This is a genomic window from Winogradskyella sp. Asnod2-B02-A, assembly GCF_045063645.1.
Lineage (GTDB): Bacteria > Bacteroidota > Bacteroidia > Flavobacteriales > Flavobacteriaceae > Winogradskyella.
Genome location: NZ_JBEFOG010000027.1, coordinates 179,566 through 203,489 on the forward strand (window position 1 = coordinate 179,566; position 23,924 = coordinate 203,489).

At 31.9% G+C, this 23,924-nt stretch carries 16 protein-coding genes and 2 tRNA genes; 3 read left to right on the forward strand and 15 right to left on the reverse strand.

The features are described 5' to 3' along the window. The 4 genes from pdhA to porU form a co-directional block, all read right to left on the reverse strand. The gene (gene pdhA, locus ACJJVO_RS09010) at positions 1-1,002 is read right to left on the reverse strand and encodes a pyruvate dehydrogenase (acetyl-transferring) E1 component subunit alpha (protein ID WP_405573074.1); all 1,002 of its coding nucleotides are present in this window, start codon (positions 1,000-1,002) and stop codon (positions 1-3) included. 111 nt (positions 1,003-1,113) lie between these two features. Next, positions 1,114-1,596 carry a cytidine deaminase gene (gene cdd, locus ACJJVO_RS09015; RefSeq protein WP_405573077.1) on the reverse strand — a complete coding sequence of 161 codons (483 nt, stop codon included), beginning with the start codon at positions 1,594-1,596 and terminating at the stop codon, positions 1,114-1,116. Between the two features lie 122 nt (positions 1,597-1,718). Further along, positions 1,719-2,999 (reverse strand): type IX secretion system outer membrane channel protein PorV, encoded by a 1,281-nt coding sequence (gene porV, locus ACJJVO_RS09020; protein WP_405573079.1) that lies wholly within the window; start codon positions 2,997-2,999, stop codon positions 1,719-1,721. A 198-nt stretch (positions 3,000-3,197) separates the two neighbouring features. After that, on the reverse strand, positions 3,198-7,064 hold the full coding sequence (gene porU / locus ACJJVO_RS09025) for a type IX secretion system sortase PorU (protein ID WP_405573081.1): 3,867 nt from the start codon (positions 7,062-7,064) through the stop codon (positions 3,198-3,200). A 324-nt stretch (positions 7,065-7,388) separates the two neighbouring features. Between porU and gldJ the strand changes: the two genes are divergently transcribed. Together gldJ and murF are read left to right on the forward strand one after the other, a co-directional pair. After that, positions 7,389-9,071: a gliding motility lipoprotein GldJ gene (gene gldJ / locus ACJJVO_RS09030; protein WP_405573084.1), complete on the forward strand. Its 1,683-nt coding sequence runs from the start codon at positions 7,389-7,391 to the stop codon at positions 9,069-9,071. Between the two features lie 135 nt (positions 9,072-9,206). Then, positions 9,207-10,487: a UDP-N-acetylmuramoyl-tripeptide--D-alanyl-D-alanine ligase gene (murF, locus tag ACJJVO_RS09035; protein WP_405573087.1), complete on the forward strand. Its 1,281-nt coding sequence runs from the start codon at positions 9,207-9,209 to the stop codon at positions 10,485-10,487. A 306-nt stretch (positions 10,488-10,793) separates the two neighbouring features. Here murF and ACJJVO_RS09040 read toward each other — a convergent pair. From ACJJVO_RS09040 to ACJJVO_RS09085, 10 genes are all read right to left on the reverse strand, one after another. Next, positions 10,794-10,868 (reverse strand) — tRNA-Val (locus tag ACJJVO_RS09040). Between the two features lie 122 nt (positions 10,869-10,990). Then, positions 10,991-11,065: transfer RNA gene (locus tag ACJJVO_RS09045), tRNA-Val, on the reverse strand. A gap of 63 nt (positions 11,066-11,128) precedes the next feature. Further along, positions 11,129-12,346, reverse strand: coding sequence for a bifunctional folylpolyglutamate synthase/dihydrofolate synthase (locus ACJJVO_RS09050; RefSeq protein WP_405573089.1), 1,218 nt, complete (start codon positions 12,344-12,346; stop codon positions 11,129-11,131). 1 nt (position 12,347) lies between these two features. Next, positions 12,348-13,232, reverse strand: coding sequence for an energy transducer TonB (locus ACJJVO_RS09055; RefSeq protein WP_405573091.1), 885 nt, complete (start codon positions 13,230-13,232; stop codon positions 12,348-12,350). 76 nt (positions 13,233-13,308) lie between these two features. Beyond that, positions 13,309-13,701: an ExbD/TolR family protein gene (locus tag ACJJVO_RS09060; RefSeq protein WP_405573093.1), complete on the reverse strand. Its 393-nt coding sequence runs from the start codon at positions 13,699-13,701 to the stop codon at positions 13,309-13,311. Between the two features lie 4 nt (positions 13,702-13,705). Next, on the reverse strand, positions 13,706-14,401 hold the full coding sequence (locus ACJJVO_RS09065; protein ID WP_115818634.1) for a MotA/TolQ/ExbB proton channel family protein: 696 nt from the start codon (positions 14,399-14,401) through the stop codon (positions 13,706-13,708). An 82-nt stretch (positions 14,402-14,483) separates the two neighbouring features. Further along, positions 14,484-15,878, reverse strand: a complete 1,395-nt coding sequence (gene nhaD, locus ACJJVO_RS09070; RefSeq protein WP_405573096.1) for a sodium:proton antiporter NhaD — start codon at positions 15,876-15,878, stop codon at positions 14,484-14,486. Between the two features lie 12 nt (positions 15,879-15,890). Further along, positions 15,891-17,117: a Glu/Leu/Phe/Val dehydrogenase dimerization domain-containing protein gene (locus tag ACJJVO_RS09075; protein WP_405576922.1), complete on the reverse strand. Its 1,227-nt coding sequence runs from the start codon at positions 17,115-17,117 to the stop codon at positions 15,891-15,893. Between the two features lie 93 nt (positions 17,118-17,210). Next, positions 17,211-18,725, reverse strand: coding sequence for a hypothetical protein (locus tag ACJJVO_RS09080; RefSeq protein ID WP_405573099.1), 1,515 nt, complete (start codon positions 18,723-18,725; stop codon positions 17,211-17,213). Positions 18,726-19,037: 312 nt separating this feature from the next. Next, positions 19,038-20,099, reverse strand: coding sequence for an anhydro-N-acetylmuramic acid kinase (locus ACJJVO_RS09085; RefSeq protein ID WP_405573101.1), 1,062 nt, complete (start codon positions 20,097-20,099; stop codon positions 19,038-19,040). A 92-nt stretch (positions 20,100-20,191) separates the two neighbouring features. On the opposite strand from ACJJVO_RS09085, the gene ACJJVO_RS09090 reads away from it, so the two are divergent. Then, positions 20,192-21,334, forward strand: coding sequence for an acyl-CoA dehydrogenase (locus ACJJVO_RS09090; protein WP_405573103.1), 1,143 nt, complete (start codon positions 20,192-20,194; stop codon positions 21,332-21,334). A gap of 50 nt (positions 21,335-21,384) precedes the next feature. Here ACJJVO_RS09090 and ACJJVO_RS09095 read toward each other — a convergent pair whose 3' ends face one another. Then, positions 21,385-23,820, reverse strand: coding sequence for a helix-turn-helix domain-containing protein (locus tag ACJJVO_RS09095; RefSeq protein WP_405573105.1), 2,436 nt, complete (start codon positions 23,818-23,820; stop codon positions 21,385-21,387). Positions 23,821-23,924: the final 104 nt, after the last annotated feature.

Genomic DNA, 23,924 nt, shown 5'->3' on the forward strand with positions numbered 1-23,924 from the left:
TTATTTTATTTTGTGGTCTATAAATGGGTAATCTTCTTGCTCGTACACAACATCGTACATTACATTCTTGTCTGGATATGGAGATTCATCAGCAAACTTCTCACATTCAGCAACGCGTTTTTTCACATCCTTATCGATAGCTTTTAAATCTGCTTCTGTTGCATATTTCTTTTCAAGAATAATATCTTTTACTTGTGTAATAGGATCTATCTTCTTGTATTCTTCTACCTCATCTTTGGTTCTATAGTGTTGCGCATCAGACATTGAGTGACCTCTATAACGATACGTTTTCACTTCTAAAAATGTTGGTCCTCCACCTTTTCTTGCACGCTGAATAGCTTCATCAAAAGCTTCAGCCACTTTAATAGGATTCATTCCATCAACTGGTCCACAAGGCATTTCATATCCTAATCCAAGTTTCCAAACATCAGTATGATTTGCTGTACGCGCTACAGAAGTTCCCATAGCGTAACCATTGTTTTCACAAACGAAAACCACTGGTAAATTCCAAAGCATTGCTAAGTTAAACGTTTCGTGCAAAGAACCTTGTCTTGCAGCACCATCACCAAAACAACAAATAGTTACGGCATCTTTATCGTGATATTTATCACCAAATGCAATACCAGCTCCTAAAGGTATTTGACCACCTACAATACCATGACCTCCGTAAAAACGGTGTTCTTTAGAGAAAATGTGCATAGATCCACCTAGACCTTGAGAAGTACCAGTAGCTTTACCAAATAACTCTGCCATTACACGTTTAGGATCTACTCCCATACCTATTGGCTGAACGTGATTACGGTAAGCCGTTATCATCTTATCCTTAGTTAAGTCCATTGCATGTAACGCACCTGCTAAAACAGCTTCTTGTCCATTATACAAATGAAGGAATCCTCTAACTTTTTGTTGAATATATACTGCTGCAAGTTTGTCTTCAAACTTTCGCCAGAACAACATGTCCTCGTACCACTTTAGGTAAACTTCTTTGGTTATTTTTTGCATTTCTTGTTGAGTTCTTTAAATAGAATAACAAAAATAATGATTTAGAAAATAATGAAGAAACACTATATCGTAAAAAAAAAAGAAATTACTGAATTTACTGTAACGAAAACCCTATAATACTGAACTTTCAAAAAGAAGTGGCAGTAAGTTGGCTAATGAGTTTGATTTTACAACCTTACCTTTAGCTCCCATAAAATAAATTTCGATAGGCTGATTTTGTTTTATTTCGTATTCTGCTATCGATTGACGGCAAGCTCCACAAGGCGGAATAGGCTTATCTGTTACTTGGTTTTGAGAAGATGCTGTTATTGCCATTTTTAAAATCTTAGCTTTAGGATATTTTGCTCCGGCATAATAGATAGCAGTGCGTTCTGCACATAAACCTGAAGGATAGCAAGCATTTTCTTGATTGCTACCAATGACCACAATACTATTATCAAGCAAAATAGCAGCTCCCACATTAAATTTCGAATAAGGTGCGTAAGCATTTTCCCGAGCTTCTATCGCAGAATCCATAAGATTCTGTATAGACTTGGGAAGCTCATTTATATCATCATAGACTTGTAACGTGGTTTCTATTTTGACTTCCTTCATAAACTTACTATTTTAGTATTGCCATCTAAAATGTGTTATTAAAAATTTTAAATTGGCATGAGACAAAAAAACTATTGCTTTATTAAACAATAGTTCTTTGTATCTAAATTAAGTATAATTTTTTAATATTCGTTATATTCCCCTGCACCAAAATTAAATGTTAGAGAAAAACGTAATGTATTTTCTAATGGACTTTGAATTTTTGAAGCTGAAAATAAATATGATAAATCTACATTTATAGTGGTGTATTTAAAACCTGCACCTAATGCAAAAAACTTTCTAGCTCCTTTATCATCTGATTCGTTAAAATAACCTGCTCTAAATGCAAAGCTATCTTGATATGTGTATTCTGCACCTAACGCCCAAGTAAACTCTCTAAGCTCTTCACTAAAACCACCTGGCGCATCACCAAAAGATTGAAAAACTCCACTTAAGAAACTAACATCTGTATCTTTTCCTTCAAGAATAACATCATCGCTTGGGTCATCAAGATTACCTGATGCAGCTAATTGATCTTCTGTTTGAAAGTCTTCGTCTTCAGGATTGTATTCTCCATTTCCATCAACATCTGTAAATACTAGTTTATCACCCAAAATTGGTGGTGTTGGCACTAAGTATTTAGACACCTCCGCAGATACTGCTAACTTGCTGTATTGATCAAAAATAAAATCGAAACCAGCACCTAATCTTAAATTGGTTGGTTGAAATACTTCTTGCCCACCATCATCGTACTTAAATCTTGGTCCTAAATTCTGAATCGCAAAACCTAATCTCCAACGGCCATTAAAATCACTATAAGCCTCTTCTTCACTTTGGTAATAACCTGTAATATCTGCACCAAAAGTACTTCCTGGATTTGCATTAGGATCTGTTTCTTGTAATCTTAAAGCAGAACGCATATAACGCAACGCTACAGCCATTGAGAATTGATCGCTTAATTTTAAAGCATAAGCCGCATCTACTGCAAATTCATTTGGTTTTACAGCTACACCAGGTGATGTTGCATCTTGAGTTAACACTATTTCTCCTAAAGTGAAATATTTAAAACTCGCAGAAAAAGCACTATATTCATTTATTCTGTTGTAATACGTTAAGTAACTTAATGAAATATCATTAACTAATCTCGTTAAATAAGGAGTATAACTTAAACCCACACCTTGTTTAGCCTCAGAAAACGCATATTTTGCAGGATTGTATTGTTGAGAAAACCCATCTACAGATGTTGCTACTCCCATATCTCCCATTGATGCAGATCTTGCATCTGGTGAAATAAGCATAAATGGTAAACCTGTTGTAATTACTCTACTATCTGAACTATTAGGAACACTTAGAGTTACTTGTTCCTGTCCAAATATTAAGCTAATTGTCGCAAAAGCGATAAGGGTAATGGTGTATTTTTTCATGTTCAATTTTTGAAGTATTAATACCGTTTGCGCAGTATTAAATCGTTTGCAAATATAAATTATTATTTTAATTACAAATTATCATTAAAATAACTCTTATAATTTGTTTCTATTGTATTTGTATTTCAAATTATTATTAAAAACATTGGTTATATAGCTACAAACAGCTTTCTTTTACTTATAAAACATTCAAATATTTTATAATATTACCAATTTCTGAATCTTTTCTACTTGTTTATTTAAACGATTAGATTTCACTTTTAGTTTATAGATATACACTCCTTTTCCAATTTTATCACCAAAATCGTCTCTTCCGTCCCACACTGTACTTCGAGATAATGAAGATGAACCATTATAACAACATTCATCTGCATTTGTTTGTCCATTAATAGTTCTCACTAATTTTCCAGAGACTGTAAATATCTGAACAGATATATCTAGAGGTTCTGAACTATTATGATTAAACCAAAACTCTGTATAATTTACAAAAGGGTTTGGATAATTTAACACGTTATTAATTACTAGTTTTTCATCCTCATCAAAAACAGTAAATTGAATTTCTGCGGTTGAAGAATTATTATAAACATCCCAAGCTTTTAAAGTTAAGGTATGTAAGCCTGGTTCTAAATCTCTAAATGGATAGCTTACTTTACCATTAGTATAATCATCTACATTGGCTTGGTAATAATTATTAAGTACAACCGGATTGGTTTCGTCTCCATCTATAATTGCTGTAATATCATGACCAATTCCACTTGCTGTATTAATTCCATTATCGTCATAAAGGTTCACTAAAAAAGTAGGTGATTCATTAGTGATACCACCTGAAACAAAATTTTCATCATTCATATATAGATTAATGACAGGCCCTACATTATCTGTAGGAGCATTTTCATTTATACCACCAATTTCAATATCAAAATTTGAACCTGTTTGATCTGAAACAGGACTTTCTGTTTGGGCATAAAAACTAACTTTACCATTCCCTACAGGTATACCAATATCTCTAGGCACAATAAAATTAAATTCAAATAAGCCATTAACAACACTTGCTTGACCTTTAAAAATGACTTCACCTAATGTTGTAAAATCCATAATTATTAAACCTCCAGAATCCGTAGTTCCGTCGTTAGCCAAAGTTTGACGTTCAATTTCTTTATCAAAAACCGTCGCAGTTAATACTCCGTTATAATTAGATAACAAATTACCATTAGAATCAACCACCTCACCTGATAATTTTGTAGAAGCTAAAGCTTTTAATGTATCAATAGGTTCTGTAATGGCAACATCGTTTACTTTAGTTAACCTTATATCTGGCTGAGGAAAAGCTAATTTCATTGCTGGATCACCAATAAGAAAGACCAATCTTTTTTGAGTAATACCAGCTATACTATTAGACACTTTAGTTAATCGCAACGCTTCACCAATGGATGGATAATCATTAGAACCAAAAGCATATAGGTAGTTATCTAAAGAAAGGTTAAAAATTCTTCCATTAATTTCAGCTATTTGACGCGTCGTTGTAATTAAACTAGCTGCACCACCATTAACGTTCCAAAACGTATATTCACCAGCCGTATCCCTATCTGGATCATCAAATTTAGTGTATTCGCATGTTACAGTGATAAATAAATTATACTTACATATATTATTAACCTCCTGAGAATCAAACTTATCAAAAATACGTTCCTTAGCAATACCATCTTCACCTCCATGTCCAAAATAATTTACAACTAACGCACCAACTTCAATCGCATCTTTTATAGCTTCATTTACTTTAGGGTAACGATCACCTGCAGCTGACGACTCTTGTTCAAAAGCATCAGAATGAATTTTTACTACATTTAAAAATGGTTTTTCTTCACCTAAAGTTGTTCCTAAATTATCTGTAGTTTCCTGTAAGCTTCTTTCCCAATCTGCATCTACATCATCAGAAATAAGCACTATATTATTTCTCCAACTTCCCAATGATTCTGGTTGGTAATAAGACTTTATTTTATCTACCATTTCTGTGGCTCTTTGCACATCTTCTACTAAAATCCTCCCAATTGCAACATCCATACGATCGATGTTAACTTTCATTCCGCCTTCATTATCATCTAACATAACATAAAAATCATCTGAAACAAAAGAACTTGTAAGGCTAAAGCTCTCTTTAGAATACCAAGAAGGCACCAAATTAGTGTTATCATTTAGTCTATTCTTATAATCGTAAGAACCATCACCAAATAAACATAAGTACTTTAACCTATTACTAGGTGTACTAGCATTATCATACACATATTTAATAAAATTTCTAAGTGCTGCAACATCTTGACTTCCGGTACTAAACTCATTGTAGACAGATTGTAAGTCCACTACTTTAACGTTTAAATCATATTGATCTCTATTAATTTGTGCTAAACGTTCTGCTTGTGCTAAGAATTGAGATGGAGATAAAATGATATAATCTATATCTTCAAACTGCCCTTGAGAATTATTAAAAATTGTGCCTTTTAAATTTTGATTAGCCACAGTAGACCTAGAATCTTTAATTGGCTGTAAAACACTAGAGTTAGAAAAAGCCAAATATGTTCTAAGCTCACCTGAGGAAGCTTTAAAGCTTATGGTACTTTCATTTGTTAAGTTAACAATATTACTGATATTAAATCGATCTGTAATATCCCATATTTCCCTTAACGATGTTGTATTTGTTAGATTATATTGTGCAATTCCTGGAGTTGTAATCGTCTCATTATTTTTAAAAACTAATTGACCACCTTCGTAAATTAAATTTCTTGTTGCTTCAATATTAATATAATCTAAGAATGCATTTGCTGAAGGATTTCCACTATTATTATAATCTAAAACTACTGTAACAGCATCACCTGCTATATTAAGTGAATTAACATAAGTACGGCTAGTCCCTAAAACAGAACCAGCAGTTATAGTCCCTAATCCCAAATTGGTAACCTCAGTTCCATTTATTGTAATAGCCATAGTTGTTGGCACTTCGGATACGGAACCAACTTTAATATTAAAATCCACAGGTTCACTTGTCACTAAGTTTGGAAATTCAAATTCATAAGACCTTTGGTTTTCAATATCAAAATCATCACCATACCATTCGCGTCCTAATTTTGCTAAATTATGAGTGTCTACTTCATAATACTGATAGTCTTGAAACGTATTAATTTGAATATCAGCAGCCGCTTCTATTGTTGGCATGGTCTGAATTCGTTTTCCGCTTCCAGAACTAATATTTACGTAGTAATACGTTTTATCAGTGAATAAATTAATATTGGTTTCGCTTTCTTCATTATATGTTTTAGGCCCTTCACCATAAAAAAGAATATAATCATTACTATCAAAGCTTCCATCGTCTTCACCAATAAACTTTACTGCATTTTCTACAACGTCGAAAGGGTAATTGGCAGAATTCTCCAAAGGCAGCATTCGCCCTCCATTACCATATATTTTTATTGTTCTTGGATCTACCGAGTTGGTATTAATGCCTAAATCACTTAAAAAGCTTTTAGATAATCTATACACACCAGACTCTTCTATATAAAATCGAAACCATTGCCCTGAGCTAAGAACTGAGTTAGTTAATTCAGTAACACCCATAGTACTATTACCTGAGCGACCAGAACGTGTACTATATATTATAGTAAAGGAAGTTATTTTTTTATAAACACCTCTATCCTTAATAATAGGGCTCAACTGAAAATAGTAACCCATATTATCTCTAGCATTAGTATTACTAATACTATACTTAGGAGTACTTGGTATGTTTTCAAGATTTAAATCTTTTAATTCGGATGACGTTATGGACTGATAAACAACATTAGCCAATTGTATAGAGTTTTCATCAATTTGGGTTCCATTACTTTCCCATTGCGCAAAAAAAGTTAACCCACTATCTTCACTATAATTAAAATGATCAACATCAAAAGCAGGTACTTCAATTTTATTGTAAGCCGTTTCTAAGACTTTATACCCATTCCAATTAATATTGAATTGCTTTTGTTGCCCAAAACCAAATGTTGCAATCAATAATAAAGTGATTAAATAGCAATTTTTCATGTATTCATTTTCAGTTTTAACCGTACGTAAAACTTCTGAAAATGTTATTCTTATAACAAATCCATCTATTTCACAATAAAATAACGTCCATTAAAGCACGTTATTATGACGTCAGAATTTTTATTTCAAAAATACAACAATAATTCATTTCTATGGCCGTTATTAAGGAGCAAAATACACCGATAAATAGAAAAAAGTCCGTTGTTATGTTCAAAAAAAAGGACGAAATGCACATTTTTTTGCATTTAGACGCAAAAAAAAGTTGTCAGTTTACCTTTAATTGTTATATTGCGACTCTAAAATTAAACGAGCTTACTTAAACGTATGGATATGAAACATGTCTCAAACCTAAAATTTTTAATAGCAGTAACGCTTTGCGCCTCAATTGTGAGTTGTAACCGTTCTTCTAATTCTGGCAATGTAGATAGTGCCACTGGCTGGAAAATCAACGATAAACAAGGAGGTTTTCAGTACAATACCCAATTTAAAGAACAGGAAACACCTCCTGGAACTGCTTTCATAGAAGGTGGAACTTTTACAATGGGTAAAGTAGCAGATGATCCAATGCATGATTGGAACAATACGCCAAATCAACAACACATTCAGTCATTCTATATGGATGAAACTGAAATTACCAATATTAATTATCTATACTATTTAGATTATTTAAAAAGTGTTTACCCACCAGATAACCCAGATTTTGCGTTAATCTATAAAGGTGCACTTCCAGATACTTTAGTATGGAGAAATCGTTTAGGTTATAATGAAATGATGACCGAAAACTATTTACGTCATCCTGGATATGCAAATTACCCAGTAGTAGGTGTAAGTTGGATTCAAGCAGTAGAGTATGCAAATTGGAGATCAAACCGAGTAGCCGAATTATCTTTACAAGATGCTGGTTACATTAAAAGAGATGCTCAATATACCGATTTGAGTGCAGAAAGTACTTTTGATGTTGATACTTATATCAATGCGCCTACAGAAACTTACGGAGGTAACTCTGATGTATTAGAAGGAGGTCAAAGAAGACAACAGACTGATGCAGACGGTAACCCTATTAACATTTATGCTAATAGAGAATCTGGTGCTATTACAGTAAAATACAGACTACCAACTGAAGCTGAATGGGAATATGCAGCTTTAGGTATGAGTGAATTACGTAGCTTTAATGTTTATAGAGGACGTAAAAAATATCCTTGGGATGGTCAATATACAAGATCAGGAAAACGTGTAAATCGTGGTGATCAAATGGCTAACTTTAAGCAAGGAAAAGGTGATTACGGTGGAATTGCAGGTTGGTCTGATGATGGTGCTGATATTACTGCAGAAGTAAAAACATACTCACCAAACGATTACGGTTTATATGACATGGCTGGTAATGTTGCAGAATGGGTTGCTGATGTTTACAGACCTATAGTAGATGACGAGTTTAATGACTTTAACTACTACAGAGGAAATGTATATACTAAGAACGCAATTAATGAAGATGGAACAGTAAAAATTGTTACCACTGACGAAATTGTTTACGATACTTTACCAAACGGTAAAATTGTAGCTAGAGATTTACCAGGTGAAATTGCAAGAATTCCTGTAGACGAAGAAGAAACGTACTTAAGAACTAACTTTAGTGAAAGTGACAACAGAAACTTTAGAGATGGTGATAAGAGTTCTTCTAGATATTATAGAGAAAGCTTTGATGAATCTGATGGAGAAAAGAAAAGTACCACTGGAAAAATGTATAATTCTCCAAAACATAGAGTTGAAGTAGATTCTACAGAAGGTACTCTAGTTAGAGAATACGATCAATCTAACAGCAGAACATCTTTAATTAATGATGAAGTAAGAGTTTATAAAGGTGGATCTTGGAGAGACAGAGCTTACTGGATTGACCCAGCGCAACGTCGTTACTTCCCACAAGACATGGCAACAGATTATATTGGCTTTAGATGTGCAGTATCTAGAGTTGGTTCTAAGAGCCAAAAAGGTGGAAAAAGACGTAACTAAGCAACGTTAAATAATATTTTAAAAAGTCCTGATAAATTTATCAGGACTTTTTTATTTTTAAGCCTATCAAAGAAGTTCTTTTAGAGGTATCGTATAATGAGCATAAATACTCAAAAGAATAATAATCATAAACACATGAAAATAGCTGATTTATATCAAAAATTTAATTCCTGTTCTACCATTTCTACTGACACCAGAAAATTAAATCAAGACTGCATGTACTTTGCACTTAAAGGTGATAATTTTAATGGAAATAAATTTGTCCATAAAGCATTTGATGGAGGTGCTAAGTATTGTGTTATAGATGATATTAATGCTAACATTAATACTAACTGTATTTTAGTTGAAGATGTATTAACAACACTTCAAGATCTAGCAACACACCATAGAAAAACCATTAACATTCCTATTATTTCCTTAACAGGAAGTAATGGTAAAACAACCACAAAAGAACTTATCAATGCTGTTTTATCAACAACCTATAAAGTAAAAGCAACAAAAGGAAACCTAAACAACCATATTGGTGTACCTCTAACATTACTAAGTTTTACCAAAAATTTAGATTTTGGAATTGTTGAAATGGGAGCTAACCATAAAAATGAGATTAAGTTTTTATGTTCAATTGCACAACCCGATTATGGATTAATTACCAATTTTGGAAAAGCACACTTAGAAGGTTTTGGCAGTATTGAAGGAGTTATTATGGCTAAATCTGAACTTTATAATTTCTTAAAACAAAACAACAAAACTGCATTTATCAATAATGATGACTCAAAGCAAGTACACGAAATTGGAAACTATGACAATGTTGTATCCTTTGGTTCTGATTTAAATAATAACTGTGTTGTAAGATTTAAAAAAGCAAATCCTTATGTCAGTCTCAATTATGACAATACAAAAATTGAGAGTCAACTTATAGGAGATTACAATTATGGAAATATTGCCGTAGCAGTTGCAATTGGAAACTATTTTAAAGTGAGTACAGAAAATATAAGAAACGCTATTGAAAACTACCAACCAGACAATAACCGTTCTGAAATCATTGAAAAGGACACTACAAAAATTATTCTCGATGCCTATAACGCGAATCCCACTAGTATGTTGGCTGCTTTAAAAAATATTAAGCAATTACATGCAGAAAATAAATATTTGTTCCTTGGAGATATGTTTGAACTAGGATCTGAAGCAGAAAATGAGCATCAGACTATCGTAGATTTTATAGAGGCTAATTTTAAAAATAACATCTATCTCATTGGTAAAAACTTCTATGAAACTACTTCTAAAGAAGGAATACAAAAATTTTCTAGTTTTGAAGATTTAAAACCTCTTTTACAAGCCTTACAACTTCAACATGCAACAGTTTTAATTAAAGGGTCTAGAGGTATGGCATTAGAGCGCATTCTAGAGCTATTATAACTCAATTAAAGCTATTGTTATACCCAAGCTTTATAAGTGCTATAGTTACTACTAATTACTATACGATTCACTAACACAAACACCACTTAAATTAGCTTAAATCTTATTTAAACTTATATAAGTTTAAAACTACTTTTTAGATAGCGTAATGCGTCTTAAATTAATGCAAGAATCATAGGTGTGACTTTTTTTAAAAACAATTTAAAAGCAGAAACACTACTAGCCCGTTTTAAGTTTTACCTAAATGTACTAAGCGCATTTAGTAATGAAAAAACCCACAATAATTTCTGGATTAATCTAAGGTAGTGGGTCATACTGGATTCGAACCAGTGACTTCCACGTTGTCGACGTGACACTCTGAACCAACTGAGTTAATGACCCTAAATCTGATATTAAGAAGCAGAAGACTTTGTAAATGTGAAAACATTAATTTTAGCATTCACGAGTCCTTTTATAAAACAAAAAATCCGACTTGAAAAATTCAAATCGGATTTCTTTTTTTGTGGGCGACAAGGGATTCGAACCCCTGACCCCTTGGGTGTAAACCAAGTGCTCTGAACCAACTGAGCTAGTCGCCCTAATAATTAGGACTGCAAAGATAGTCTAGTTTTTAATATCTCAAAACATTTATCGAAAAAAAATTAAATTATTTCTGCTACTACAAATGTACTTCCTCCAACATAAATAAAATCGCTTGTGTTAGCGTTTGATTTTGCGCTAGTTAATGCTTCAGAAACACTATTATAATAATTTCCATGTAAATCATTTTTTTTAAAATAAGACTGTAATAATTTAGCATCTAACCCTCGTTGAACGTCTGGTTTACAAAAATAATACCTTGCATGCTTTGGTAGTAATGGAATAATAGCTTCTAAATCCTTATCATTTACAACCCCAAAAACAATATGAAGCTTATTATGCTTCTCTTTTTTTACCTGCTGCATCGTATAACCTAAACCTTCTTTGTTATGCGCAGTATCACAAACAATTTTAGGTTGATTGCCTAAAACCTGCCATCGTCCTTGTAAACCTGTATTAGCAACTACATTTAAAAGTCCCGTTTTTAAATCTTTAGAAGAGATATAAAAACCAACATCATTTAAAATTTTTACCGATTGTACTACCGTTTTAATATTGTTAATTTGGTACGTCCCTTGTAAATCACTTTCTAAAACGTCATTGATTATTTGGTCTGCAAAATAAATAGGAGACAGTGTTTCTTTTGCTTTATTTATAAATACGTTTTCAGTTTCTAAATGCGTTTCACCAATAACAATAGGAATATTGTTTTTTATGATGCCTGCTTTTTCTCCAGCAATTTTTTCAAGTGTATTGCCTAAAAACTGTGTATGATCGAGACTAATGTTTGTGATTACTGATAATAATGGTGTAATAATATTGGTAGAATCTAATCGACCTCCCAACCCGACTTCTATAATAGCAATATCCACTTCTTGGTTGGCAAAATACTCGAATGCCATACCAACAGTCATTTCAAAGAAAGACAGCTGATTTCTTTCTAAAAATGCTTTATTTCGTTTAATAAAATCAATAACTGATTGCTCAGTAATTACCTTACCATTAATGCGAATGCGCTCTCTAAAATCCTTTAAGTGTGGTGAGGTATATAAGCCTACTTTATATCCAGATTCTTGCAAAATAGAAGCCAACATATGGCTAGTAGAGCCTTTTCCATTTGTACCACCAACATGAATGGATTTAAATTTACATTCTGGATAGTTTAAATGTTTTGCTAGATTTATGGTATTGGTTAAATCTTTTTTAAAAGCAGAGTTGCCTTTATTTTGATACATTGGAAGTTGTTGAAACATCCAATTAACAGTATCTTGATAATTCATTCTATTGACCTACATCAAAATTAATACTTACAAAACCCACTTGAGTTGTTGGTGCTTCTGAATCAGCAGGCCACTTATGAGACATCGCAATCTTTCTTGCTGGCTCAAGCAAACAAGGATGTGTATTGGTTGTGCCTCTAATTCCAGGTTCTGCCTTTACAACTTTACCTTGTCTATTAACTTCAATTCTAACAACAACGAGACCATATTCATTACAATCTTGCTTATAAATTTCTTTAGAAGGCCTTCCTCTGCCACCCAATCCATAACCAACTCCTCCTTTTCCCGGTCCAGAACCTCCAAAATAACTTGCTGCATAAGGATCACCATCTAGTTGCCCCTTATTTCCACCTTGATTGTCTGGTCCCTCTCCTCCATCTGTATTCCCTTCAGCATTTTTAACACCTCCAATCATAGCATCGAGCTTTCTCTTTTTCTCAGCTTCTTCAGCACGTTTCTTCTCCTCAGCTTCACGTTTTTCACGTTCCACTTTTTCTGCCGCTGCTTTAGCTTTAGCTTCTGCTGCCTTAGCTTTTGCCTCTGCTTCTTTTTGCTTTTTTATAGCAATTTCTTCAGCGTTATCTTGGGTCATTACTTCTTCTGCTTTGGTCGCAGCTTCTGTAGGTGTCACTTGTGTTTCTTCTGGTATTACTTCTTCAACAGCACTTTCTTCTACTACTTTTTCTTCAACAGCCTTTTTAGGTTCGCTTAATGGTTTATTGCCACTACCAAAATCTGTGGTCCCAAAGTTTACTGCTACACCATATTCTTCTGGCGGATCCATATATTGAGGTCCAACAACAAACAATAGTAAGAGCAGTATCAAAACTATAAGAGTCGTGATGCTTGCAGAATTACGTTCGTGTTTGGTGTCTAAATATTTCATTTGTTCTAAATAAACCTATAAGGTTAGATTATTTTAACCTTTGTTATAAAACTAAGTTAATTCAATAATGATGCCGTTAATTTGGTTGTACTGCTAGTATTACTTTAAATTTATTTCTATTTGCAATATCCATAACCTTAACCACATTTTCTACAGGCACAGATTTTTCAGCTCTTAGTACTATTGTTGGCGAGTCTTGATTAGACAGCATAGAAATTAACTCTGTTTCTAAAACACTTTCACCAACACGTTTCTGATCAATATAATAGCTTAAATCTTTTTTTATACTTACCGCAGTGGACTTCTTATTCTCAGTTTTCCCACTTGCTTTAGGCAATACAATGTCTATTGCATTAGTACTTACTAAAGTTGACGCTATCATAAAAAAGATTAATAACAAGAATACAATATCGGTCATGGACGCGAAATTGAATTCTGGTGTTACTTTATTTCTTCCTCTAATATTCATAAAATTAGATTGGTTCGTTTAAGTGATCTAAAAATTCAATAGAATTTGCTTCCATTTGGTAAACAACTTTATTGGTTCTTCCAACAACATGGTTAAAAGCAACATAAGCGACAATACCAACAATAAGTCCACCAACAGTTGTTGTCATGGCTGTATATAATCCACTCGCTAGCACATCCATTTGAATGGTTCCTCCTGCATTTGCTAATTCGAAAATTGAAATAATCATACCAATTACTGTACCTAAGAAACCAATCATAGGTCCAACACCAGAAATGGTTGCTAAAACACTAACATTTTTTTCTAGATTATAGATTTCTAATCGACCTGCATTTTCAATGGCTGTATTAATATCTTCAAGAGGTTTCCCTATTCTGGTAATTCCTTTTGCAATTAATCTTGATACAGGTGAATTTTGCTGTGCACATAGCATTTGTGCCGAATCAATCTTACCATTACTGACATGATCTTTAATCTGATTCATAAAATTTGAATCGACCTTAGAAGCTGCTTTTATGGCAAAAATGCGTTCGAAATAAATATAAATAGCTACGATTAAGAGCAGAAATAAAATGAAAATAATCACCATTCCTGATGTTCCTCCACTTGTAATTAATTCAATTATAGATAACGTTTTTTCAACTGATTCTCCCTCAGTTAAAACAGCTACTTCATCTTGAATAGTACTTAATGATATCATACTAAAATGTTTAATTTTTTAAGTTGTTATTTTAATAACGTTAAGTTTTTAACTTAAGTATATTTATAATTTTTATCGGTTTTTAAAAAATAGTTCTGGTAAACATAAAAACAACAGCTCCTGCTAAAAAACCAATTAATGCTAGCCATGATATTTTTTTAACATACCAAAAGAAATCTATTTTTTCCATTCCCATTGCTACAACACCTGCCGCAGAACCAATAATTAACATACTTCCTCCTGTACCTGCAGAGTAAGCTATAAAATGCCAAAGTTCATTATCTATAGGCTCAGAAAACATTCCTAAACTCGCTGCAACAAGCGGTACATTATCAATTACTGCAGAACCTACACCCAACAATAAAACCACTAAATCAGACACTCCAGCATGATGTAATTCAGTTCCTAACATTGGCATTGTTTCTTGAAGAGAACCTGCAAAACCAAATAACGTTCCTAAGGACTCTAGTGCTGCAACTGCCATTAAAATTCCTAAGAAAAATAATATACTTGGTAATTCAATTTTAGATAATGAATGATGTACAGGACTATGATGGGCATGTGCATCACTTTCTTCAGAATCATGATTTGAAATACTAAACTTTGAACTACTGTAAATTTCTGCAAAAACAGCAACAACACCTAAAGCTAACATCATACCAACATAAGGTGGTAAATGTGTAATTGTTTTAAAAATTGGAACTGATACTATACCACCAAGACCTAAATATAACATTATAGAGCTAAATTTACTTTTTGGCTTGTCTTTATCGTTTCCATCTGACTCTATTTTACCTTTGAAAGCTGGTAAAAAAGAAGCAATAAACGTTGGTACAAGCATACATATTAAAGATGGTAAAAATAAATATACAAATAAATGACCAGTGGTTACTTTTTTACCAATCCAAAGCATTGTAGTTGTTACATCTCCTATAGGCGACCAAGCTCCACCAGCATTTGCTGCGATAATTATTAAACCTGCATACCAAATACGAACATCTCTATCGTTTATTAATTTTTGTAAAATAGATATTAATACAATCGTAGCCGTAAGGTTATCTATAATCGCTGAAAGAAAGAAAGCTAAAAAACCAAAAATCCAAAGTATATTTCTTTTGCTCTTTGTTTTTATAAAACCTTTAATAGTAGAAAAACCATCGAAATAATCAATAATTTCTACAATCGTCATTGCTCCCAGTAAGAAGACTAAGATTTCAGCCGTTTTACCTAAATGATGAAGTAAGGTTTCTTCCATTAGATGCATTTTTTCTTCATGCGGAAGCAACCCAAAATTTTCCATTAAGCTATGTTGTGATGAATCAAACCATTGGGTAAAATTATCTATTCCTAATGAAATTAATGCCCAACTTATAGCCATCATTACTAAAGCTGGGATTAGTTTATCTATTTTAATATTATGCTCTAGTGTTATAGCTAAATAGCCAAAAACAAATACAAGAATTATTACTGTTTCCATTACTAAGGATTTTTATATTAGTTGTCTTAATGCAATTTCGAATGCGGTTTCGCTTATGCCTATTTTTGTTGGATTATTTTTATGCACTTCTTTTAACGCTTTTCTTATAACTTTAGATGTATCATTAAAAATAGCCTCATCAGTCATTAGTACTTTACGTTCCATGAAATAAGCGAAAACTCTTGCCATTCCACAGTTTGAAATAAAGTCTGGTATTAAGCTTACTTTTTGATCTGTATGCTCCATAATAGAACCAAAGAAAATCTCTTTATCTGCAAAAGGTACATTTGCTCCGCATGAAATCACTTCTAAGCCTGTTGAAATCATTTGATCTATTTGATCTTGAGTTACCAATCTTGATGCTGCACAAGGTGCGAATACTTCAGTTTGTAATGACCAAATTTGTTTATTTATTTCGCTAAATGGAATAAGATTGTCTGCTACTAAGGTATTTCCATTTTTAGCAAGATATAAATCTGTAATTTCTTTAAATGAAAATCCTTCTTCGTTAATTAATCCACCTACTCTGTCAATGATACCTACAATTTTTGCTCCCATTTGAGCAAAGTAAAATGCTGCAGCTGCACCAACGTTTCCAAAACCTTGAACAACGACACGTTTTCCTTGTATTGTATCTCCTTTAATATCATAAAAATGCTTAGCTGCTGTTGCAACACCAAAGCCTGTTATCATATCTGCAACTGTAAATTTTCTACTTACACTTGGAGAGTATTTTGGATTTTCTAATACCTTAATTACTCCTTGTCTTAACTGACCTATTCTATTAATTTTATCAGCAATTGTCGGTTTAAAATGACCTTCAAAAACACCTTCTTGAGGATGCCATACACCACTTTCTTCAGTGATTGGTATTACTTCATGAATTTCATCAACGTTTAAATCTCCACCTGTTCCGTAATAACTTTTCAATAAAGGAGAAACGGCAGCATACCAACGTTCTAAAACTCCTTTTTTTCTTGGATCTTGTGGATCAAAATTAATTCCAGATTTTGCTCCACCAATAGCAGGACCAGAGACCGTAAACTTAACTTCCATAGTCTTAGCAAGGGACAATACTTCGTTTCTATCTAATCCTTTACGCATTCGTGTTCCTCCACCTGCTGCTCCTCCTCGTAAAGAGTTAATTACAGTCCAACCTTCGGCTTCAGTTTCTGGGTCATTCCAATGAAATACGATTTCGGGAGTTTTATTTTCGTATTTCTGAAGTAAATCTTTTATCAATTTTAGTGTATTTATTTCGTGTAACAAATATAAAAACAAAAATGGCTTTATAGTTAAGCCTTTTTAATATTATTCAAAACTATCCTATTATTATTTGAGTGTCATTTTTCCAAATTTATGTTTTTCCTTACCTGTAGCATAAATGTAGAAAACTTTATCTTTAATTAATATGGTTTGAGTTGGTGCAAATGTGGCATATTGATTTTCACCTCCAGTTTCACTATTCCAAAATGGTATTGTTTTTATGTTCCCTTCATCATCAAAAGATTTTAAAACAATAGCTTTAGCATTCGCTTTTTCACTACCGAAAACTATTTTTTTATTTTTTAATATATATTCTTTTTCATTTGCTAAAACAAACAATTGGCCATTGTTTAAAAACGGAAAAAATGAACCCAAAACTTCCATTCTATTTAGGTAATCTTCTCCATAATTTATAGGTGTCTCATATATCACACTTCCATTAATATCTAATTTAATTACAATTCCAGGACCAAATCTATGTGTGTAATTGTATTCAAAATTTTTACCATCAATCTCTTCAGAATCTGAAGAATAACAATCCCCAATTAGGTAAACAATTTCGTTATCCATTAAAACATCTTTTATTTTTAAATTAATATACCCCTTACCTAGCACACGTTTTCTAGTATCTTGTGACCATTTTTGATTTTTTATAAGATTGCCTTCAGAAATGTTATATATAAAAAAGCTATCGTCTTTTGCTCCTCCAACAGAAACTGTTGGCTTAGCATTATCTGTTGCAAAACCTACTAAGAATTGAGAATCATTATAACTAATTACTTTAGAGTCTGAAACATAAAACCCTTCTGTTGAAACTTGTTGTTCTTTTACATCATTACCTTTTACAGTAATAATAGTAGTAATTGGATGTTTTTTAGACGTATCTGTTTTTTTAATAATATTTACGGTTGCATCATTTTCAACAGACAAGGATTCATTATAAGCGCGATCACTTTCAAAAGACAATGTATGAGTACCTTCTGAAAGCTTATTTAAATTTTCATCAAATGTTAGTACAGTAATGGCTTCATTAGTTTTCTTTTCAAATAATTGATTAACTAAAACAGCAAAAGTCTTTTTATCTGAAGAGTTAGCTATTTCAAAAAATCCAGAGTTATTAATTTTCTCAAATGGAATCGTATATAATTCGATTGGATCTGAAACTCGATGAGTTTCGTTATCATAAATTTGAGCATATAAGACATTCTTGCCATCTTTTTTTACAGCAATATTTGAAAAGAAATACAATTTGTTATCTCCTTCAATAATCTTCAAGAGTGCTGCGTCTTTTAATAAACGAATTGGTAATTTAAAATCTATAGCAGAAGTAGGTTTCCCAAAAGCATCAAATTTAGTAATGTTAATAATTTTTGGAGCATAAAATTGAGAGCCAAATTTTTCAACACTATACATTGTAAAACCAGATTCTGAAGGAAAAGCTAAAATAGGACTTAGCGAACCCGAAACTCTATTATTAGTCAATTCTGACCATTCAAAATCAGCTAATGTTTGTTCTTGAGCTTGAGCTTGAAAAGTTATTACACAAATAATTGAACAGATGCTAAAAAGTAATGATTTCATATTAGTAGTTAAAGGGGTTATTATATTGATTTACAATTTTTAAAAATACTGAAAATTATTATGGTCATTTTTATTATTCCTGCTATTTTAAACTATTTCAGAATAACGTGAAACCTTTTTATTGAGGGCACTATAAAGCTAAATATATCTTTAGAAGGTGTGTCTTTTTTTTTTACAAATCTTTACTTTATTCAATCACAAAAATTTCAACTTGAATTTTTGTATCTTAAAAATATAAAGAGGCTTCGGATATCGCTTTTAAGAACTTGAATAAAAGATGTTACAAAGGTAATTAATAACTATAGTAAAACATTAGATTGTATAAATTACTCCTGAAGAATGATCACGTTTTGCGCCTGTAACACTTTTTAAACAATTAACTTCATTTCGTTCTTTAAGAACTCCGAGTAACCCAAAAATTAAAGCTTCTTTGAATTCTACAATTTCGTTTTCTGGAATAACAATTTCAGATGTTGAAAAACCATCTATTCGTTTCATTAAAAAATCATTATAAACTCCACCTCCTGTAACTAAAGCTTGTGACTTATTTTTTATCAGAATCTTTGAAATTTGTATAGCAATATGTTCCAGGTAAGTTCTCAATATATCTTCAATTTTAAGCTTATAAGAATCAATTAATGGGAAAATATTTAATTCTACCCATTCTAATCCTAAAGATTTTGGAGGTTGCTCATTATAAAAAGAAATTTCATTGAGTTGAATTAATAGATTTTTATTGAGGCTTCCTGTTGATGCTAATTGACCTTTATCATCATAATCTAAACCTAATGTTGAAACATAATGATTCAAAACAATATTTACAGGACAAATATCAAAAGCGATTCTTTCATTATTTAATTCATATGAAACATTCGCAAAGCCTCCTAAATTGAGGCAATATTCATAGTTATTAAACAGCAATCTATCTCCTATAGGTACCAATGGAGCTCCTTGACCTCCAAGTAAAACATCTTGAACTCTAAAATCGCAAATAACTTTTTGATGTAGTTTCTTTGCTAAAATCTGTTGATTTCCTATTTGGTATGTTAACCCATTTTTGGGCTGATGCAGTGCCGTATGACCATGAGAAGCTATAAAGTCTATAGATTTAATTGAATTATTATTAATAAAATCTAAAATTACACTTGCTAAATATTCGGTATATTTTATATCTAAAATCTCTAATTGATCCATTGGCAAAGTGACCAATTGACTTAAAGTAGATTTCCATGGCTTTGAATATTCTATAGTTTCTGCATTAAGTATTTCAAAGCTCCAACCTTTATTGAATGAAAAGTTAACATTAATTATATCTATACCATCTAATGATGTACCAGACATTATACCCAAGATTTTATAATTAGATTTTATCATATTAGTAAAAATAATATTACTTATTGAAAATACGCTAATAAAAATTTATCTTTGCTTCAAAATTTTAAGAAATCAATAAATATTTATAGTTTATGGACTTTAGTTTAACAGAAGAGCATCTAATGATTCGTGATGCAGCGAGAGACTTTGCTCAAACAGAATTACTTCCTGGTGTTATAGAACGGGATAATGCTCAAAAATTTCCTGAAAGCTTAGTTCGCAAAATGGGCGAGCTTGGATTTTTAGGTATTATGGTAGATCCTAAATATGGAGGGAGTGGTATGGATGCTATTTCTTACATATTAATTATGGAAGAATTATCTAAAATTGATGCCTCTGCTTCTGTAATGGTTTCTGTAAATAACTCCTTAGTTTGCTATGGCCTAGAAGCTTATGGCAATGAAGAGCAAAAGCAAAAATATTTGACTAAGTTAGCTACAGGAGAATGTATTGGAGCATTTTGCTTAAGTGAACCTGAAGCTGGTAGTGATGCAACTTCTCAAAAAACTACGGCAATAGATAAAGGTGATCATTACATTCTTAATGGAACTAAAAACTGGATAACTAACGGTGGGCGCGCAGAAGTTTATTTGGTTATTGCGCAAACTGATAAGCACAAAGGATCACACGGAATCAATGCTTTTATACTAGAAAAGGGAATGCCAGGTTTTGATATTGGACCTAAAGAAGATAAACTAGGTATTAGAGGAAGTGATACTCATACACTTCAATTTAATGATGTAAAAGTACCTTTAGCAAATAGAATTGGTGAAGATGGATTTGGTTTTAGATTTGCCATGAAAACACTTTCTGGAGGACGAATTGGTATCGCTGCTCAAGCTTTAGGAATTGCATCTGGTGCTTATGAATTAGCTCTAAAATACTCTAAAGAGCGTAAAGCTTTTGGAACAGAAATTTGCAACCATCAAGCCATTGCTTTTAAATTAGCAGATATGTATACAGAGATAGAAGCTGCAAGAATGTTAGTAATGAAAGCCGCTTGGGATAAAGATCAAGGTAATAATTACGATATGAGCAGTGCAATGGCTAAACTTTATGCAAGTAAAGTTGCTATGGAGCACACAGTTGAAGCTGTACAAATACATGGTGGTAATGGATTTGTAAAAGAATACCATGTAGAACGTTTAATGCGTGATGCAAAAATTACTCAGATTTATGAAGGAACTTCGGAAATTCAGAAAATTGTAATTTCTAGAGGTTTAATAAGAGGATAGTTTATTAAAAAATCATATTTGAAGGCTTCAGAATCTAATTTTGGAGCCTTTTAATTTTCAGAAAGCTCGTTAACTACTATTCTTAATTCACCATATGAGAATTTATCGTCGAGTTGATGCTTTAAGTCGGAAAGGTTTTCAAAGGTTTTAGTTGGAATAATTTTCTTTAATTCTGAATAATGCGCTTTAGACATTAAATCAGTAATCGCAATTTCTTTTGAAGTGATAAAGCAAGCTAGATGTCCAAAAATTGTATTTACATTTAATTCTCTCTCTAGTGCAATTTGATCGATCGATTTTCCACTTTTAAATAATTCTAAAGATATTTTCTTAGAATCGCCTTTGTTACTTTTAGTATTTAATTCTTTAATAACAGGCAAATCTTTTAAAGTTTCAATATCATTTTCTTCACAATAGGTTTTGATAACGTTTAATATTTCGCCTCCATATTTTTCAATTCTCGTTTTGCCCATGCCATGAACTTCTTTTAGTTCTTCCTTAGTAATAGGTAAAATTTCACACATAGCGTAAAGCGACTTTTGAGTAAAAATTTGAAAATGTACTAAATCTTCTCGCTTAGCAATTTGATTTCTAAGTTCTCTCAGTAATTCAAAAAGTTCAATATTCGTGGTTCCGTCAATAACGGTTTTGCGTTGCTTTTTCGGCTTATCCTTAGCAAGGAAAACAGATTTAGCTCTTAATTCTAAAAATTGTTTTACATTGAATTCTTTTTTTAAACCTTCAAAAAACAATAACTTAGTTGTGAGTAGCTCCTCTAATCCATCATATTGTTTATTTATATCTTTCTCAATTGTTTTATTATCTGTAGTAAAAACTAGAGTTTTAAACGCTGTTTCTATTGTTGTTTTTGCTTCATTATTAAAATAGATTATAGCTTTTACAAAACGTTCTTGTATAGAATCATTAGATTCTGGAATATCTAAAGAACCGCCAATTGATTTTAACTGAGTATTAAAAGAGGTACTTACTTTTAATAAATTAGTTATACTTTTTTTAATTGCATTTAACGGATTTTCAATATTGCCTTCAATACTACCCCTATTTTTATAGTAAATATCTAAAATTCTATTCGTGGGATATATAAACTTATAAAAGTTGAAAATTTCCGAAATTAAATCTAATTGAAATAATCTCTTAGATTGCTGTAAAATATCATCATTAGGTTGTTTTGATTCTGCTTCCTCATTAAATGTAATAACATTACCATCACTAATTATTTGATTTGAGGTAATCTTACTTTTTAAAACTAAACCCTCTAAAGATTTGCAACGACTTAGAGCCACGTATGTTTGTCCATGAGCAAAAGCTCCTTCTGCATCTATTATGGCCTTTTCAAAAGTTAGACCCTGACTTTTATGAATGGTAATTGACCAAGCCAAGCGTAAAGGTATTTGTGTATAACTCCCTATTTTATCTTCAGAAATGGCTTTAGTATCAGAATCTACGGTATATTTTATATTTTCCCACACTTCTGGTTTAGTAATAATATTAAAGTCATCATCAGGACAGTTAACCACAACTTCATCCTTATCTAATAAAATTACTTTACCAATTTTACCATTATAGTAGCGTTTCTCAGGAGAACTATCATTCTTTACAAACATTACTTGTGCACCTACTTTTAATTTTAATTCTTCCTTATTTGGGTATGAGTTCTCTGGAAAATTTCCTTTAACAACTGCTTTATACATTTTTGATTCACTCTTGAGTTTTTCAAGCTCTTCTCTATTTGTTTGACTTGCTTTTTTATTATGAGTGGTCAATGATATATATCCATCATTTTCATTTGAAACAAATTCAGGTTGGTAGCGTTTATTTAATTCATCATCTGAAGATTTACTTAATTTATTACTCCGAATTTCATTAAGAATTTCGATAAATAAAGGATTTTCTTGTCTATATATATACTTTAATTCTATTGTTATAGCATTGCATTGCTGATAAGATTGACTACTAAAGAAGAAAGCATTCTTATAAAAAGGACTTAATAATCTCCATTCATGTTCCTTAATTACAGGTGATAATTGTTGAAGGTCACCTATCATTAGTAACTGTACTCCTCCAAAAACTAAATTTCGGTTTTTAAAACGTCTTAAGGTCTTATCAATACCATCCAACAAATCAGCCCTTACCATACTTATTTCATCAATAACTAAAAGATCAAGCGACCTAATAATATTGATCTTGGTTTTACTAAACTTTCTATTAAAACCAGCCGAAGCATTCAAATCTGTATCTGGTAAAATAGGTCCAAATGGCACTTGAAAGAAAGAATGGATTGTTACACCTTTAGCATTAATAGCGGCAACACCAGTTGGAGCAACAACAACCATTCGTTTTTGAGACTCCAATTTGAGTTTGTGTAAAAAGGTTGTTTTACCCGTACCAGCTTTACCTGTAAGAAAGATATTTCTATTGGTATTGTTTACAAAGTTCCAAGCTAGTTGTAATTCTTTATTTTTCATATTAAGTAAGGAAATAAATAAACATAAGAGTTATTTATTGATTAAAGCTAATCAAAAAGCCTATAAAAACTAAACATTTTGAATAGTTTTTATAGGCATTAAGT

Coding starts and splice junctions, on each gene's coding strand:
- pdhA (WP_405573074.1), bottom strand. CDS start 1,002: ATGCAAAAAATAACCAAAGAAGTTTACCTAAAGTGGTACGAGGACATG.
- cdd (WP_405573077.1), bottom strand. CDS start 1,596: ATGAAGGAAGTCAAAATAGAAACCACGTTACAAGTCTATGATGATATA.
- porV (WP_405573079.1), bottom strand. CDS start 2,999: ATGAAAAAATACACCATTACCCTTATCGCTTTTGCGACAATTAGCTTA.
- porU (WP_405573081.1), bottom strand. CDS start 7,064: ATGAAAAATTGCTATTTAATCACTTTATTATTGATTGCAACATTTGGT.
- gldJ (WP_405573084.1), top strand. CDS start 7,389: ATGGATATGAAACATGTCTCAAACCTAAAATTTTTAATAGCAGTAACG.
- murF (WP_405573087.1), top strand. CDS start 9,207: ATGAAAATAGCTGATTTATATCAAAAATTTAATTCCTGTTCTACCATT.
- ACJJVO_RS09050 (WP_405573089.1), bottom strand. CDS start 12,346: ATGAATTATCAAGATACTGTTAATTGGATGTTTCAACAACTTCCAATG.
- ACJJVO_RS09055 (WP_405573091.1), bottom strand. CDS start 13,232: ATGAAATATTTAGACACCAAACACGAACGTAATTCTGCAAGCATCACG.
- ACJJVO_RS09060 (WP_405573093.1), bottom strand. CDS start 13,701: ATGAATATTAGAGGAAGAAATAAAGTAACACCAGAATTCAATTTCGCG.
- ACJJVO_RS09065 (WP_115818634.1), bottom strand. CDS start 14,401: ATGATATCATTAAGTACTATTCAAGATGAAGTAGCTGTTTTAACTGAG.
- nhaD (WP_405573096.1), bottom strand. CDS start 15,878: ATGGAAACAGTAATAATTCTTGTATTTGTTTTTGGCTATTTAGCTATA.
- ACJJVO_RS09080 (WP_405573099.1), bottom strand. CDS start 18,725: ATGAAATCATTACTTTTTAGCATCTGTTCAATTATTTGTGTAATAACT.
- ACJJVO_RS09085 (WP_405573101.1), bottom strand. CDS start 20,099: ATGATAAAATCTAATTATAAAATCTTGGGTATAATGTCTGGTACATCA.
- ACJJVO_RS09090 (WP_405573103.1), top strand. CDS start 20,192: ATGGACTTTAGTTTAACAGAAGAGCATCTAATGATTCGTGATGCAGCG.
- ACJJVO_RS09095 (WP_405573105.1), bottom strand. CDS start 23,820: ATGAAAAATAAAGAATTACAACTAGCTTGGAACTTTGTAAACAATACC.